The following is a 16,691-nucleotide window of genomic DNA, read 5'->3' on the forward strand; positions in this document are numbered from 1 at the left end:
TTCCCACAACCCGAGCAGAGGCCACGAGCCATTTTTCTGTAGTTTTACTACTATCATTTCGCCTCAAAAGCATGAAATGCCGATTGATTTGTAGTAAAACTACACAGCGCCGGGACCCTATCCGGTAATCCAAGAATTCATGTCGCCTGCCCACAAGGCCAGGCGCCAAAAAACTCAGGCCACCGATTCTGGTAGCCTTTCCGCCCTGGAGCAAGCCATGCAAGACCTCGATCCCGTCGAAACCCAGGAATGGCTGGACGCCCTGGAGTCGGTTCTCGACAAAGAAGGCGAAGACCGCGCTCACTACCTGATGACCCGTATGGGCGAGCTGGCAACCCGTAGTGGTTCGCAGCTGCCATATGCCATCACCACGCCATACCGCAATACCATTCCCGTCACCCACGAAGCACGCATGCCTGGCGACCTGTTCATGGAACGCCGCATTCGCTCGCTGGTGCGCTGGAACGCGCTGGCCATGGTAATGCGTACCAACCTGAAAGACTCGGATCTGGGCGGCCACATCTCCAGCTTCGCCTCCAGTGCCACCCTGTATGACATTGGCTTCAACTACTTCTTCCAGGCCCCGACCGATGAACACGGCGGCGACCTGATCTTCTTCCAGGGCCACGCCTCGCCGGGCGTCTACGCCCGCGCGTTCATGGAAGGCCGCATCAGCGAAGATCAGATGAACAACTTCCGCCAGGAAGTCGATGGCAATGGCCTGTCGTCGTACCCGCACCCATGGCTGATGCCTGACTTCTGGCAGTTCCCGACCGTTTCGATGGGCCTGGGCCCAATCCAGGCGATCTACCAGGCACGCTTCATGAAGTACCTGGAAAGCCGTGGCTACATCCCTGAAGGCAAGCAGAAGGTCTGGTGCTTCATGGGTGACGGCGAGTGCGACGAGCCGGAATCCCTGGGTGCAATCGCCCTGGCCGGCCGCGAGAAGCTGGACAACCTGATCTTCGTCATCAACTGCAACCTGCAGCGCCTCGACGGCCCGGTTCGCGGCAACGGCAAGATCATCCAGGAACTCGAAGGCGTGTTCCGTGGCGGTGGCTGGAACGTCAACAAAGTCGTCTGGGGCCGTTTCTGGGACCCACTGCTGGCCAAGGACACCCACGGTATCCTGCAGCGCCGCATGGATGAAGTCATCGACGGCGAGTACCAGAACTACAAGGCCAAGGACGGCGCGTTCGTCCGTGAGCACTTCTTCAACACCCCAGAACTCAAGGCCATGGTCGAAGACCTGTCCGACGACGAGATCTGGAAGCTCAACCGTGGTGGCCACGACCCGTACAAGGTCTATGCAGCCTACCATCAGGCGGTCAACCACAAAGACCAGCCGACTGTCATCCTGGCCAAGACCATCAAGGGTTACGGTACCGGTGCAGGCGAAGCCAAGAACACCGCGCACAACACCAAGAAGGTCGACATCGACAGCCTGCGGCTGTTCCGCGACCGCTTCGACATCCCGGTCAAGGATGACGAGCTGGAAAACCTGCCGTTCTTCAAACCGGAAGAAGGCAGCGCCGAAGCCCGTTACCTGAGTGAGCGCCGTGCCGCCCTGGGTGGCTTCGTGCCTCAGCGTCGCGCCAAGAGCTTCAGCATCCCGACGCCGCCACTGGAAACCCTCAAGGCAATCCTGGACGGCTCGGGCGACCGTGAAATCTCCACCACCATGGCCTTCGTGCGGATCCTCGCGCAACTGGTCAAGGACAAGGAAGTCGGCCAGCGCATCGTGCCGATCATCCCGGACGAAGCCCGTACCTTCGGTATGGAAGGCATGTTCCGTCAGTTGGGCATCTACTCCTCGGTCGGCCAGCTCTACGAGCCAGTCGATAAAGACCAGGTGATGTTCTACCGCGAAGACAAGAAGGGCCAGATCCTCGAGGAAGGCATCAACGAAGCGGGCGCCATGTCCTCCTTCATCGCTGCCGGTACCTCGTACAGCTGCCACAACCAGCCGATGCTGCCGTTCTACATCTTCTACTCGATGTTCGGCTTCCAACGTATCGGCGACCTGGCCTGGGCCGCTGGCGACAGCCGCACCCGTGGCTTCCTGATCGGCGGTACCGCCGGTCGCACCACGCTCAACGGCGAAGGCCTGCAGCACGAAGACGGTCACAGCCACATGCTGGCTGGCACCATCCCGAACTGCCGCACCTACGACCCGACCTATGGCTATGAACTGGCGGTAATCATCCGCGAGGGCATGCGCCAGATGATGGAAGAGCAGCAGGACATCTTCTACTACATCACCGTGATGAACGAAGCCTACACCCAGCCAGCCATGCCGGCCGGTGTCGAGGAAGGCATCATCAAGGGCATGTACCTGCTCGAGGAAGACACCCGCGAAGCGGCGCACCACGTTCAACTGATGGGCTCCGGCACCATCCTGCGTGAAGTCCGCGAAGCGGCGAAGATCCTGCGTGAAGAGTTCAACGTCGGCGCTGATGTCTGGAGCGTTACTAGCTTCAACGAACTGCGTCGCGACGGCCTGGCCGTAGAGCGCAGCAACCGCCTGCACCCTGGCCAGAAGCCGAAGACTACCTACGTCGAAGAGTGCCTGGCTGGCCGTAAGGGCCCGGTCATTGCCTCCACCGACTACATGAAACTGTTCGCCGAGCAGATTCGTCAGTGGGTACCGAGCAAAGAATTCAAAGTCCTGGGTACCGATGGCTTCGGTCGCAGCGACAGCCGCAAGAAACTGCGTCACTTCTTCGAAGTCGACCGCAACTTCGTAGTGCTGGCTGCCCTGGAAGCCTTGGCCGACCGTGGCGATATCGAACCGAAAGTGGTGGCTGAAGCCATCGCCCGTTTCGGCATCGACCCGGAAAAACGCAACCCACTGGACTGCTGAGGAGTATTTCTAAGTGAGCGAACTCATTCGCGTACCTGACATCGGCAGCGGTGAAGGTGAAATCATTGAGCTGTTCGTCAAAGTTGGCGACCGCATTGAAGCCGACCAGAGCCTGCTGACCCTGGAGTCCGACAAGGCCTCCATGGAGATCCCGGCTCCGAAAGCCGGCGTGATCAAGGCCTTGAAGGTCAAGCTGGGTGATCGCCTGAAAGAAGGCGACGAACTGATGGAACTGGAAGTCGAGGGCGCCGCTGCGGCGCCTGAGGCTCCGGCCGCAGCACCTGCAGCCGCCCCGGCACCTGCTGCAGCGCCAGTCGCCGCAGCCGCGCCAGCAGCTGCCCCTGCGGCGGCCACTGTTCAGGACATCCATGTTCCAGACATCGGCTCCTCGGGCAAGGCCAAGATCATCGAAGTACTGGTCAAGGTCGGCGACAGCGTCACAGCTGACCAGTCGCTGATCACCCTGGAATCGGACAAGGCAAGCATGGAGATTCCATCGCCTGCAGCTGGCGTGGTCGAAGCGATCATCGCCAAGCTGGACGACGAAGTCGGCACTGGCGACCTGATCCTGAAGCTGAAGGTTGCAGGCGCAGCTGCGGCTGCCGCCCCGGCACCGGCCGCAGCACCCGCCAAGGCCGAAGCGGCTCCAGCTGCAGCACCTGCTGCAGCGCCAGCAGCGGCGGCCAAGGTCGAGGTGGCACCTGTCGCCGCTCCGGCTGCCAACAACGGCGCCAAGGTTCACGCCGGCCCTGCCGTGCGTCAACTGGCCCGCGAATTCGGCGTCGAGCTGAACGCTGTTTCGGCCAGCGGCCCGCACGGTCGTGTCCTCAAGGAAGACGTGCAGGCGTACGTCAAGGCCATGATGCAGAAGGCCAAGGAAGCGCCTGCCGCCGGTGCAACCGGTGGTGCAGGCATCCCGCCGATCCCGGAAGTCGACTTCAGCCGTTTCGGCGAAGTCGAGGAAGTGGCGATGACGCGCCTGATGCAGGTTGGTGCCACCAACCTGCACCGCAGCTGGCTGAACGTGCCTCATGTTACCCAGTTCGACTCGGCCGACATCACCGAACTGGAAGCCTTCCGCGTTGCGCAGAAAGCCGTCGCCGAGAAAGCGGGCGTCAAGCTGACCGTGCTGCCACTGCTGCTCAAAGCCTGTGCACACCTGCTCAAGGAACTGCCAGACTTCAACAGCTCGCTGGCACCAAGCGGCAAGGCCATCCTGCGCAAGAAATACGTGAACATCGGCTTCGCCGTGGACACCCCGGATGGTCTGCTGGTTCCGGTCATCAAGAACGTCGACCAGAAGAGCCTGCTGCAACTGGCTGGTGAGGCTGCGGCCCTGGCTGAAAAAGCCAGGACCAAGAAGCTCTCGGCTGATGACATGCAGGGCGCCTGCTTCACCATCTCCAGCCTCGGACACATTGGCGGCACCGGCTTCACGCCGATCGTCAACGCGCCGGAAGTGGCGATCCTCGGTGTCTCCAAGGCCACCATCCAGCCAGTCTGGGATGGCAAAGCCTTCCAGCCGAAGCTGATGCTGCCGCTGTCGCTGTCCTACGATCACCGCGTGATCAACGGCGCCGCAGCAGCACGCTTCACCAAGCGTCTGAGCGACCTGCTGGCCGACATCCGCACCATGCTGCTGTAATCGCTACACCCTGTCTCCCTCTGCCGGGGGAGACAGACCCTTTTTCGAGCTGCCACGCTCGTACCTCAACCCCGCCAATTTGGCGGGGCTTTTTTTGCCTGTTACTTGTGTGTTGCAGCCGTAATGGCCGAGTGCTCGTAGAGCTGTCCAGGCCACAGCCCCCATGCCCCTCGCCCCAACGCCCCCTCGCTTCAGAAACTGTCGATACGGCCGATAACCTGAAAAGTCGTAACCACGTGTTGCGCTTGTCAGCCAGCACGGCATGATGCAACCTTGCGGCACGCATTTTTCCACGAGTTCCAGGCCACTGCGCATTCGTACCTTTGAAGCGAGCTCTCCATGAAAAGCCAACCCGATGCCGCCAGCCGTATGGTGGCCGAGGTAGTAACGCAATTGCCCGTGCCTTCGCGGCTCGGCATGCTGCGTTTCGAGCGGCTGAATGAAGCCAGTTGGGCCATGCTGTTTCTCGACCCGAGCTGCGAACGCCAGTTCGGCATGCCTGCCGTCGACCTCTGCGCCCTGATCGGGTCGCCTTACGCGAGCCTGATGGAGCCTGAGGCGCGCTACAAACTGCACGACGCCATTGAGCTGCAACTGAGCCAGCGCAACCATTACTTGGTGCGCTACACGCTGCACACAAGCGTAGGGCCGCTGCACCTGCTGGAAGTTGGCGAAGCGTACAAACAGCACAATCGGCACCTGTTGCGCGGCTACTTGCTGGTAATCGACGGGCAGCCTGGCGATAGCCCAGAGCTTTCGCCCAGCGAACTGGAAACCCGTAACAACCGCCTGCAGATCGCCCTGCAACTCAACCAGCAAGCGCAACAGGAACAGCTCGAGCATCTGGAGCGGGTGCGCGCCCAGCAGGACCTGATCCTGCGCCTGGCACGACAGCGTTACAGCGCCGGCAACTCGCTGCAGGAGGCCGCCGAACTGATCACCCGCAGCGCCTGCGAGATCTACAAGGTCGACTGCGCAAGCATCTGGAACCTGGAAGACCAGCGCCTGGAGCCTATCTCGGCCTACTACCGCGATACCCAGGAATACCGCCTGCCCGAAGCGTTCGACGCCAGCCAGTTTCCCAACTACCTGGAAGCCCTGCACACCAGCCGTGCCATCGACGCCCACAATGCCAACCACGATCCGCGCACCCGCGAGCTGGTTGATCACCTGCGCCAACACAACATCAGCGCCATGCTCGATGCCAGTATCCGCATCGACGGGCAGGTGGTCGGTGTGCTGTGCCTGGAACATAGAGGCTCGACACGTACCTGGCAGTCGGACGAACTCGCCTTTGCTGGCGAGCTGGCCGATCAGTTCGCCCAGGTCATCAACAACCACAACCGCCGCACGGCCACCAGTGCACTGCACCTGTTCCAGCGCGCCGTGGAGCAAAGCGCCAACGCCTTCCTGCTGGTCAACCGCGATGGCGTGGTCGAGTACGTAAACCCAAGCTTCACGGCGATCACCCAGTACAGCGCCGAAGAGGTCCATGGCCACCGCCTGTCAGAGCTGCCGGCCCTGGAAAACCTCAACGACCTGCTCTTCGATGCGCCCTCCAGCCTGGCCATGAACAACAGTTGGCAAGGCGAGTTCAAAAGCCGGCGCAAGAACCTCGAGCCGTACTGGGGACAGTTGTCGATCTCCAAGGTCTATGGCGATAACCGCGAACTGACCCACTACATCGGCATCTACGAAGACATCACCCAAACCAAGCTGGCCCAACAGCGTATCGAACGCCTGGCCTACACCGACAACCTGACCACCCTGGGCAACCGGCCCTCATTTATCCGAAACCTGGACGAGCGATTTAACTGCGACAGCGACCGCAAGATCAGCCTGTTGCTGGTGGACATCGACAACTTCAAGCGGATCAATGACAGCCTTGGCCATCAGACCGGCGACAAACTGCTGATCAGCCTGGCACGACGCCTGCGCAACAGCCTGAGCCCCGGTGGCAGCCTGGCGCGGTTTGCCAGTAACGAATTTGCCGTACTGCTCGACGATACCGACATGGAGGGTGGCCAGCAGGTTGCGCAACAGTTGCTCAAGACCCTCGACAAGCCACTGTTTGTCGATAACCAGTTGATCAACGTCACCGCCTCGGTCGGCCTGGCCTGCGCACCGCTGCACGGGCGCGACCCGCAAACCCTGATGAAGAATGCCGGGCTTGCGCTGCACAAGGCCAAAGCCAACGGCAAGCATCAGGTCCAGGTCTTCACCGAAGCGCTCAACGCCGAAGCCAGCTACAAACTGTTTGTCGAGAACAACCTGCGCCGGGCGCTGACCCAGAACGAACTGGAAGTGTTCTACCAGCCTAAGGTCTGCCTGCGCAGCGGTCGCCTGCTGGGCATGGAGGCGCTGCTGCGCTGGAACCATCCGGAAAAGGGCATGATTCGCCCAGACCAGTTCATCAGCGTCGCCGAAGAAACCGGCCTGATCATTCCAATCGGCAAGTGGATCGCCCGTCAGGCCTGCCGCATGAGCCAGGAGCTGGCAAGCGAAGGCCTGGGCAACCTGCAAGTGGCCATCAACCTGTCACCCAAGCAGTTCTCCGACCCGGACCTGGTCGCCTCGATTGCCAAAATCCTCAAAGAGGAAGCCCTGCCGCCGCACCTCCTGGAACTGGAGTTGACCGAAGGCCTGTTGCTTGAAGCCACCGAAGACACTCACCGCCAACTCGACGAGCTCAAGCAGTTGGGCCTGACCCTGGCCATGGACGACTTCGGCACCGGCTACTCGTCACTGAGCTACCTGAAGAAGTTCCCGATCGACATCATCAAGATCGACCGCAGCTTCATCAACGAAATTCCCGACAACCAGGACGACATGGAGATCACCTCAGCCGTGGTCGCCATGGCCCACAACCTCAAGCTCAAGGTGGTTGCCGAAGGCATCGAGACCGCTGAGCAATTGGCATTTCTGCGCAGGCACCGTTGCGATGTCGGCCAGGGTTACCTGTTTGACCGGCCCATCTCCGGCCACGAGCTGCTGGATAAACTCAAGCGCTACCCACGCGGCCCAATCGCCTGACAGCCGTGTAACACTCGGGCACACTACAGGTCTAAGCCTTATCGACGCCGCCTCGCGGCCGTCCCATCTGACATAGAGGAGTGGGTTCATGGTCTTGCGCTCTGAAATCCTGACAAACAAAAGCACGCTACCGACTGAAAAGCAGGCCCTGCCGGGCCGCGAACAACACGTGACCTTACCCGAGTATCACTTCGTCAACGGCAATCCACTGCTGGGGCCGTTCACGGGCAATGTGGAATTCGCCATTTTCGGCCTGGGTTGCTTCTGGGGGGCAGAACGCCGTTTCTGGCAACGCGAAGGCGTGGTCAGCACAGTGGTAGGTTACGCGGGTGGCGTCACACCGAACCCGACCTACGAGGAAGTCTGCTCTGGCCTGACCGGCCACGCTGAAGTGGTGCTGGTTGTCTATGAGCCGGAAAAGGTCAGCTACCAGGAACTGCTAACGATGTTCTGGGAGCTGCATGACCCAACACAGGGGATGCGCCAGGGCAATGACATTGGCACGCAGTATCGCTCGGTGATCTATACCACCACCCCTAGCCAGCTGGAACAGGCCCTGGCCAGCAAGCACGTGTACCAGGCCGAACTGACCAAGGCCGGTCGGGGCACCATCACCACTGAAATCGCCGAGCACTCGATCGTGTACTTCGCCGAAGCCTACCACCAGCAGTACCTGGCCAAGAACCCGAATGGCTACTGCGGCATCGGCGGTACAGGCATCTGCATGCCGCCCAGCCTGCAAAACAACTGAGGAACTGACATGTCCGCACCGAGCATGACGCTGTTTTACTCGCCGTTCTCGCCGTTCGTCCGCAAGATCATGGTCTTGCTGCACGAAACCGGGCAACTGGACCGGGTCGCGCTGCAGAGCGTCAACATCAGCCCGACCCAGCCCGACGCGACGCTGAACCAAGGCAACCCGGCCGGGAAAATCCCGGCCCTGCGCCTGGCGGACGGCTCGGTGCTGCATGACAGCCGGGTGATCTTCGAGTACCTCGACCTGCAGCATGTCGGCAACCCACTGATCCCACGTGAGGGCTCCGCACGCTGGCAGCGCCTGACCGTTGCCTCACTGGCTGACGCAATTGCCGAGGCAGCCGTGCTGACCCGCTACGAGACCTTCCTGCGTCCGGAAGAAAAGCGCTGGGATGCCTGGGTCGATGCACAACAGGAGAAGATCCGGCGCGGCCTGGCCCAACTGGAACAGGCGCACATCGCTGAACTCAGCGCGGCATTCGACGTCGCAGCCATTGGTGTCGCCTGTGCCTTGGGTTACCTCGACCTGCGCATGCCACAGTTCGGCTGGCGCAGTGCTCAACCTAAACTGGCGGCCTGGTACGCTGACGTCAGCCAGCGGCCATCACTCCAGGCCACTGAACCACCCAAGGCCTGATCGGCGGCCTGCCCGCGATACCTGTGGGAGCCGGGCTTGCCCGCGATGCAAACACCGCGAACTCACGGGCACCCCACCGACGCCATCGCAGGCAAGCCAGCTCCAACAAAGCCCACGCCAGCCGGTAGGAGCCGGGCTTGCCCGCGATGCAGACGCCGCGCACTCACGGGCACCCCACCGACGCCATCGCAGGCAAGCCAGCTCCAACAGATCCCGCGCCAGCCTGTAGGAGCCGGGCTTGCCCACGATGCAAACACCGCGAACTCACGGGCACACCACCGACGCCATCGCAGGCAAGCCAGCTCCAACAGAGCCCGCGCCAGCCTGTAGGAGCCGGGCTTGCCCGCGATGCAAACACCGCGAACTCACGGGCCCCCCACCGATCCCATCGCAGGCAAGCCTGCTCCAACAGATCCCGCGCCAGCCTGTAGGAGCCGGGCTTGCCCGCGATGCAAACGCCGCGAACTCACGGACACCGCGCCGATCCCATCGCAGGCAAGCCAGCTCCAACAAGGGCTGAACAGCCTGGCGATATTTATCGCCAGCGCCGCCCCGGCACAACGCTCCTCGCGTAAACCGCTCATTGCAGCTTGCCCTGCCCTACCCGGTACCAGTCCAGGCGCCGGGTCAGGATCATGAATACACCCAGCAGGCCGAACAGCAGCAACGATCCCATCAGCAAGGCGTAGTCCTCTGCGCTGAGCAAGCCATAGAGCATGCCGTACAGTACCGCCAGGCCACCGCTGAAGCTCAGCGCTCGGCCCAGGCTGTGCAACACATGACTCAGGTAGAAACCAATCAGCAACACGCAAGCACTGGCCGAAATCGCATAGGCCGGGCCGAAGCCCACGTGCTCGGACAGCGACAGCAACAGCAGGTAGAAAAACGCCAGGGCAACACCCACCAGCAAGTACTGGATCGGGTGAACACTGAGGCTTTTCAACACTTCGAAGAGGAAGAAGCCGGCAAAGGTCAGGGCAATGAACAACAACGCATATTTGATCGCCCGCTCACTCTTGAGGTACTGATCCACCGGGTCGATAAAGCTCACGCCAAAGGCGCGTTCCTTGAACTCCAGGCAAGACTCGTTGTTCACACACTGGCTCAAGGCGTCTTCCATGTTGGTGGAGAAGAACGAGGTCTTCCAATTGGCAGTGAAGCTCTGGCTGTCGATCAGGCGACTGCTCGGCAGGTAGTTACCGACAAAACTGGGGTGAGGCCAATTGGCCGCCATGGTCACATTGCTGCTACGCCCCACCGGCAAGACTTGCAGTTTCCCGGTACCTTGCAGGCTGACATCAAAGGCGTAATCCAGAACGGTCTCGTTGCGGCTGTCCAGCGCGGGCAGTGCCACATGCACCCCGGCACCCAACCAGCTCAGGCCCGTGCCCGGCTGGAAATCCATCGACTGGCCGTTCAGGTCCAGCTTCAGGCCTTTCTCGATGCCGCGGATGTCGCTGATCGCCACAGCCAGGAACGGTGCATCGAAGGTGTAGTCCTCAAAATCATTGCCTAAACCCAGCTTCACCGGAATCTGGAACTGGCCGTTGATGCGGTTTTCGGCGTGGTACAGGCGCGCTTCGTAGATGCCGCGTGAACGCAGCTCAGTGTCGATCCTGGCGTTCAGATCGAAGGTCTCCGGCAGGAAATACAAGTGGCCGTTGACGGTTTTCACGTCCTGATAGAGTGCGCCACCCCCTTCCGGGGTTTTCCACTGCCGCTCAATCTTGCGGTACGGCACCACCAGCAATGGGCCGCTGAGCGTCTGGCTGAAGCTGGAGCTCTGGGCAATGTCCTGCACCACGCCGTCGCGCAGCGACTGGCGCTCCTGGATCAGCCCACCAATCATCAGCAACGGTACCAGCAACAACACAATCAAAAAGGCGATAGCGCCCAGTTTCAGGCTTAGGTTTCGGTTCATGCTCAAGGCTCCGGTTTCGATGCCACAGAGTGTGTGTCAGCGTTATGGAGCCTTGAGGGAGCGAATATGGAGACTTTGTGTAGATGCGGTGAAGCCTCAGTTGAATCGGTTGGCCGGTAGCCACAGGCGAACCCGCACACCACCCTCGACATTGCCGACGTCCAGCGAACCGCCGTGCAGTTGCAGCACCTCTTCGACAAAGTTCAGCCCAAGCCCGGTGCTCTTGCGCCCTGTACGCGGGCGCGGCAAGGAATAGAAGCGTTCACTGAGCCGCCCCAGCGCATAGTCGGGAATCGCCTCGCCCTGGTTGAACAGGCTCAGCGCAACACGCTGCCCGTCCCGTTCCAGCTCGAACAGCAGCATCCCGTCTGGAGGGGTGAAGTCCAGCGCGTTATCCAGCAGGTTGGCAATCGCCTGATGCATCAGGAACGGCTCGCAGAGCAGCTGGAGTTCATGCGGCAAACGCTGCCGCACCTGCAGGCCGGCACTTTCGATACGGGCACTGTGGGCCAGCAACAGGTCGTCGACCATCTGCGCCAGTGGCACCCACTCTTGCGCATCAAGGCTCTGCAACTGCTCCACCTGCGCGAGGTTGAGCAGGCGCTCGATCAGTTGCTGCATCCGCGCGCTTTCGCTTTCTATGTTGCCGGCAAAGCGTTGCCGCTGGGCCTCCGGCATTGGCCCCTGAAGCAACTCGCTGGCACCGCGAATGGCCGCCAGCGGGCTTTTCAGCTCATGGGTCAGGGTGTGCACATAGCGCTCGACATAGGCTTTGCCTTCAAGCTGGGTACGCATTCGCTCCACAGCCCCGGCCAACTGTGCCAACTCGCCACCACGGTAATGTGGCAGTTCCGCACGCTCGCCCTCACTGACTGCCAGGGCATAACGGGTCAGGCGCTGCAATGAGGTCGCCAACCACCAGGACAACCCGGCCCCCACCAGCAACCCGAGGGCGATCAGACCGACACCGAGGTACAGCAAACGGCGTTCGGAGCGGTCGATATAGGGCTGCAGCGAGCTGTTGGGCTTGGCCACCGTGACCACACCGATGATCGTGCCGTTATCCAGAATCGGCGCACCGACATGCATCACCGAGGACGCCGGATCGTCAGGGTCGCTGCGGGTCGAGCGGGCGCCGTACTGCCCACGCAGGGTCAGGTAGACGTCGTTCCAGCGCGAGTAGTCCTGGCCCACTGCCAGGTCGCTGGAATCAAGCAGAACGATACCCTTGGCATCGGTCACGTAGATGCGGTGGTTGACCTCGGTCTTGGGCAGCCCCCAGATCTGCGCTCGCGGCTGCCGCTGGCCATAGGCTTGGAGCACCTGCGGCAGCTGGCTCTGGCCCAAGGTACCGGCCTTGACGTCCGCCCGCAGGATCTCGGCCAGCAGGTTGGCGGTGTCCACCAGGGTTTCCTCGGCAGACTGACGCACACCAGGGCGAATTTCCTCGCGCACGGTGTTGATCAGAAAGTAGCCCGTCAGGCCGACAAACAGGAAGTAGACCAGAAAAATCCGTATCCCCAGGCGCATCAGCTATGGCTCGGGCTATAGCTGTAGCCCAGCCCGCGGTGGGTCTGGATGGGCTCTGCCTCGCCGGCCACCTGACGCAGCTTGGCGCGTACGCTCTTGATATGGGTATCGATACTGCGTTCATACCCGGCATCGGCCGGCACCCCGACCGCATCGAGCAACTGCTCACGGCTGAACACCCGCTCCGGTTGCTCCAGCAGGCACTGCAACAGACGAAACTCGTGCCGGGTCAGGCCCAACGGCTGACCACGGTAATTGATCTGCATACGCACGGTGTCGAGCACAAAGGGCTCAAGGCTGCCCAACGCCTCGGTACGCGGCGCCATGCGCTTGAGAATCGCCCGAACCCGGGCCGCGACTTCACGCGGGCTGAAGGGTTTGACCACATAATCGTCGGCACCGATCTCCAGGCCCACCACGCGGTCGATCTCACCGTCACGGGCACTGAGGAACATCACCGGCACCTCGCTGAAGCGACGTAACTGGCGGCAGGTTTCAAAGCCACTGATATCCGGCAGGCCAATATCGAGAATCACCAGATCAGCCGGACGCAGACGCTGCTGCTCCAGTGCCGCGTTGCCCAGCGTCACCCACTCAGTGCTGTGGCCTTCACCCTGCAGGGCGTAGATCAGGGTATCGGCAATGGCCGCTTCGTCTTCGACAATCAAGATATGGGGCATGGCATCCAGGCCTGGCGGTAATCGGTCGCCACTTGTAAGAGATTCAGGTGTGGCTGACAAGGCCCAGAAACTCTATACCTCCACAAAGGCCAGCGTTGCCGGCGATAGGGTCGCGGTGGTGTCAGCCATTAACCCGGCGCCCCTATCGTCGGCAAGGCCGACCTGTACAAGGCTAGACCATCAGCATGCAGGCTTACCCGCCGTGAAGCGTCGCGCCGGGTTCACGGCCGCGCCAAACTCGCGCAGAGCCTTGGCGCCGATCAGCAATGGGTAGTTGAAACTGCTGCGGTCGGCCAGGTTCACTTCAACGGTGCGCTTGGTATCGCCAAGGCACAGCTCCAGATCAATCACCGGGCGCTTGGTCACGTCGGCACCTTCGCCTCCATCATCCTCTTCATCCGCACGGTTCTTGATCTTGCTGATACGCGCCAGCTTGTGCTCGTAGACCTTACCGTCTGAATCCTTGGTAGCCAGGCGGAAACGCACCCAATCCTCACCGTCGCGCTGGAAACGCTCGATGTCCTTGGCCGACAACGACGCCGTCAATGCCCCGGTGTCCATCTTGGCCTTGAGGGTTTCGCCGATCTCCGGCAAGGCGATGTATTCATAACGGCCATACAGGGTCGGCTCGGCGGCCATCACCGGCAGGGCCAACAGGGAAAGCAATGCGAGTAAGGGTTTCACCGGGTTGGCTTCCTTGAGAAAAGACAGTGATTAGACTACAGAGGCAGCATAGGTTCGGTGTCACAGGGTATTAAAGACAATGTGAAACATTTGTCTGCCAGGGGCGGGCCGCCGTATTTGGCGTAAACCCCGTCGCTGCTTATCATTACCGACCGCTTACCCAAGAATAAGAGGTCTTTATGCGCCGCCTGCTGACCGGCAGTCTCGTGACCTTGCTGCTATTGCTCAACACCCTGGTACTGATTGGCCCACTCACCGTATTTGCCCTGCTCAAGCTGGTGCTCCCCGGCCACTACCGCGACTACGCCTCCACGGCGGTGAAGTGGATTGCCGAAACCTGGGCCGAAATCGACAAACTGATCTTCGCGCTGTGCATCCCCACCCAATGGGACGTGCGAGGTGCCGCCGACTTGCGCCTGGACACCTCGTACCTGGCCGTCAGCAACCATCAGACCTGGGTCGATATTCCGGCGTTGATCCAGGCCTTGAACCGGCGCATTCCGTTCTTCAAGTTCTTCCTGAAGAAGGAGCTGATCTGGGTGCCACTGCTGGGCCTGGCCTGGTGGGCGCTGGACTACCCGTTCATGAAGCGCTACAGCAAGGCCTTTCTGGCCAAGCACCCGCACCTCAAGGGGCATGACCTGGAAATCACCAAGGCCGCCTGCGAGCTGTTCAAGCGCCAGCCGGTCACCGTGGTCAACTACCTGGAAGGTACCCGCTTCAGCGAGGCCAAGCGCCTCGAACAGCACTCCCCCTACCGCCACTTGCTCAAGCCCAAGGCCGGTGGTGTTGCGTTCGTGCTGGCTGCACTGGGCGAGCAACTCGACGCCCTGCTCGACGTCACGCTGGTCTACCCCGGTGACAAAGCGCCAGGTTTCTGGGACCTGCTTAGCGGTTCAGTGCCCAAGGTGATCATTGATATCCAGGTGCGCGAACTCGACCCGGCCCTGTGGGCTGGCGACTACGAGAGCGACCCGGCGTTCCGTCAGACGGTTCAGGACTGGGTCAACCAGCTCTGGCACGACAAGGACGCCCGCATCGAGGCCCTGCGCGCCGAGCTGCGCTGATTCAACCGATAATCGCATGGGGCAGGAAGCGGCTACTGTCCTTGGTGATCAGCGAATTGTCCTCGCGAATACCGATACCGGCCGGTAGATCACCGACCATCCAGCTGCCGATTACCGTGTAGTTGTCGCCAAAGCGTGGCAACGCCTGGAACTGCTGGATGATGCTTGGCCCACCGCCGTAAGGACCGTCTTCGACGATACGCTGCCCCTGGCCGGTATGAATCTCCACGTTCGCCCCCTCACGGGAAAAAAACGGCTTGCGCACCCAGCCCTTTTCCAGAGGCTGGGCCGGTGTCGGCTCGATAAACGCCGGCAACAGGTTCGGATGACCCTCGTGACGCTCCCAGAGCAACGCCAGCATGCCCTTGTTGGAGAGGATCGCTTTCCAGGGCGGCTCAACGAACAAGGTGCCGCTGCCAGCAATCGCCGGGCCGAACGGGTCGTTGAAGATCTCTTCCCAAGGGTAGAGCTTGAACAGGCTCGGAATCGGCGCACCCACCGGATCGACAAACTGCCCGCCCCGGCTCAGGCCGATGTCTTCCATGTCGACCAGGCGCGCATCGAGCCCGGCACCCGCGGCGATGTCGCGCAGGTATTCCACCGTGCCACGGTCTTCCACCGAACCCTTTACCGAGGCGAAATAGAACGGCGTAGCAAAGCGGTTGGCCGTCATGACCTGGGTCAGCTTCTCTTCCAGGCTGTTGAACTGGTCGGCATCGCCCGGCAGCACACCACGGCGTATCTGCTCTTCCAGCCAGAGGTACTGGAAGAAACTCGCTTCGTATAACGAGGTGGGCGTGTCGTAGTTGGCCTCCAGCAATTTGGCCGGGCCAGAACCGTCATAGCAGAGGTCCATGCGCCCATAGAAATGCGGGTGCCCGTCACGCCAGGAACGGCGAATCAGCTCATGGTAAGCCGTCGGGATCGCCAGGCGGTCGAGCAAGGCGTCGCTCTCCACCACCTCGGCCACCAGCGCCATGCACAGCTCATGCAGCACGCGGGTCGGTTCTTCCAGGTCATCCTCGATCTGACGCAGGCTGAACTGGTAATAGGCGCTTTCATCCCAATACGGTTCACCATCGAAGGTATGGAAGTTGAAACCGAAATGCTCGGCGGTGGCTTTCCAGCCCGGGCGCGGGGCAACCGCTATACGTTTCATCTGCGCACCTCAGGAACTAAAGCCACCACGCGCCGAGGCACGCGATACAAAGCCATTGTGACTGCCGATGGCGAATGGCCGGGGCGATTGCGCCAATGCTGTCGGGTGCAGCGCGCTGCCAGCCGGCACCGTCGCGGGGTGAGTACCGTCCAGCGCATGCGGCAAGGAACTGAAGGGCGTCGACGTCGGGTGGTTCGGATCAAGCCCGGCGTACTGGTTGCCTGCGGCAACCTGTTCGGTCAACGAAGTAACCTTGAACGCATTGCGGCCATCACGCTCGTGGTAGATCGCCTCAGTGGAATAATGCGGCTCGGTGTCGGTGTAGTCGTAGAACCGGGTGCCGCCCGTCGACGTCGACCCAGCGCCTGAGGTGTCGTCATTACCATCGGCATACACCTGCCGGTCGACGGTCAAGGCGAACCCTTCCATCCGTGGCACGAAATTGCCGGCAAAGTTGCGCGTATCGCATTCCTGGAAAACCTCCTCGCAAGCCTCAAGGCTCACGAAGCGCGGCGCATTGGCGTAATGGTGCTGCTGTGCGCCCAACCAGGCCTGCAGACAGACCTGACGGTTGATCCCGGCCATGGCGCAATGGTCGACGTCCTGAAAGCGCTTTACCTCGCTGACCACGCGGGTCGGTCGTTCGCCACAGGCAGACAGCACCAGCGGCAGACTGCCCAGCGCAATCAGCCGTACTCGTTTACTGCGTTTCATCG

At 61.3% G+C, this 16,691-nt stretch carries 12 protein-coding genes; 6 read left to right on the forward strand and 6 right to left on the reverse strand.

From position 1 onward, the window contains the following. Window positions 1–217 precede the first annotated feature (217 nt). The 5 genes from aceE (at window position 218) to CYD26_RS06960 (ending at window position 8,934) form a co-directional block, all read left to right on the forward strand. Window positions 218–2,863 carry a pyruvate dehydrogenase (acetyl-transferring), homodimeric type gene (gene aceE, locus CYD26_RS06940; RefSeq protein ID WP_065760764.1) on the forward strand — a complete coding sequence of 882 codons (2,646 nt, stop codon included), beginning with the start codon at window positions 218–220 and terminating at the stop codon, window positions 2,861–2,863. A gap of 13 nt (window positions 2,864–2,876) precedes the next feature. Further along, window positions 2,877–4,508: a dihydrolipoyllysine-residue acetyltransferase gene (gene aceF / locus CYD26_RS06945; protein WP_099776041.1), complete on the forward strand. Its 1,632-nt coding sequence runs from the start codon at window positions 2,877–2,879 to the stop codon at window positions 4,506–4,508. Between the two features lie 339 nt (window positions 4,509–4,847). Next, window positions 4,848–7,541 carry a bifunctional diguanylate cyclase/phosphodiesterase gene (locus CYD26_RS06950; protein WP_065760767.1) on the forward strand — a complete coding sequence of 898 codons (2,694 nt, stop codon included), beginning with the start codon at window positions 4,848–4,850 and terminating at the stop codon, window positions 7,539–7,541. A gap of 88 nt (window positions 7,542–7,629) precedes the next feature. After that, window positions 7,630–8,292 carry a peptide-methionine (S)-S-oxide reductase MsrA gene (msrA, locus tag CYD26_RS06955; protein ID WP_102052203.1) on the forward strand — a complete coding sequence of 221 codons (663 nt, stop codon included), beginning with the start codon at window positions 7,630–7,632 and terminating at the stop codon, window positions 8,290–8,292. A gap of 9 nt (window positions 8,293–8,301) precedes the next feature. Next, the gene (locus CYD26_RS06960) at window positions 8,302–8,934 is read left to right on the forward strand and encodes a glutathione S-transferase (RefSeq protein ID WP_102052204.1); all 633 of its coding nucleotides are present in this window, start codon (window positions 8,302–8,304) and stop codon (window positions 8,932–8,934) included. A 580-nt stretch (window positions 8,935–9,514) separates the two neighbouring features. Here the strand turns inward: CYD26_RS06960 and creD are convergent. The 4 genes from creD to CYD26_RS06980 form a co-directional block, all read right to left on the reverse strand. Continuing rightward, the gene (gene creD, locus CYD26_RS06965) at window positions 9,515–10,855 is read right to left on the reverse strand and encodes a cell envelope integrity protein CreD (RefSeq protein ID WP_102052205.1); all 1,341 of its coding nucleotides are present in this window, start codon (window positions 10,853–10,855) and stop codon (window positions 9,515–9,517) included. Between the two features lie 96 nt (window positions 10,856–10,951). Continuing rightward, complete coding sequence (creC, locus tag CYD26_RS06970; protein WP_099776046.1) at window positions 10,952–12,385, reverse strand: two-component system sensor histidine kinase CreC; 1,434 nt, start codon at window positions 12,383–12,385, stop codon at window positions 10,952–10,954. Continuing rightward, window positions 12,385–13,065, reverse strand: a complete 681-nt coding sequence (creB, locus tag CYD26_RS06975) for a two-component system response regulator CreB (protein WP_099776048.1) — start codon at window positions 13,063–13,065, stop codon at window positions 12,385–12,387. Before creB ends, creC begins: the two co-directional genes overlap by 1 nt. Before the next feature lie 180 nt (window positions 13,066–13,245). After that, window positions 13,246–13,749 carry an ATP-dependent zinc protease gene (locus tag CYD26_RS06980; protein ID WP_099776050.1) on the reverse strand — a complete coding sequence of 168 codons (504 nt, stop codon included), beginning with the start codon at window positions 13,747–13,749 and terminating at the stop codon, window positions 13,246–13,248. Between the two features lie 179 nt (window positions 13,750–13,928). Here CYD26_RS06980 and CYD26_RS06985 point away from each other — a divergent pair, with 179 nt between their 5' ends. After that, the gene (locus CYD26_RS06985) at window positions 13,929–14,816 is read left to right on the forward strand and encodes an acyltransferase (RefSeq protein ID WP_102052206.1); all 888 of its coding nucleotides are present in this window, start codon (window positions 13,929–13,931) and stop codon (window positions 14,814–14,816) included. A gap of 1 nt (window position 14,817) precedes the next feature. On the opposite strand, the gene CYD26_RS06990 is transcribed toward CYD26_RS06985, so the two are convergent. Further along, entirely contained in the window at window positions 14,818–15,975 is a 1,158-nt protein-coding gene (locus CYD26_RS06990) for a glutathionylspermidine synthase family protein (protein WP_102052207.1), read from the reverse strand. Between the two features lie 9 nt (window positions 15,976–15,984). After that, window positions 15,985–16,689, reverse strand: coding sequence for a DUF1190 domain-containing protein (locus CYD26_RS06995; protein ID WP_102052208.1), 705 nt, complete (start codon window positions 16,687–16,689; stop codon window positions 15,985–15,987). Between the last annotated feature and the right edge of the window lie 2 nt (window positions 16,690–16,691).

It is taken from the genome of Pseudomonas sp. FFUP_PS_473, assembly GCF_002858665.1.
GTDB classification, from domain to species: domain Bacteria; phylum Pseudomonadota; class Gammaproteobacteria; order Pseudomonadales; family Pseudomonadaceae; genus Aquipseudomonas; species Aquipseudomonas defluvii.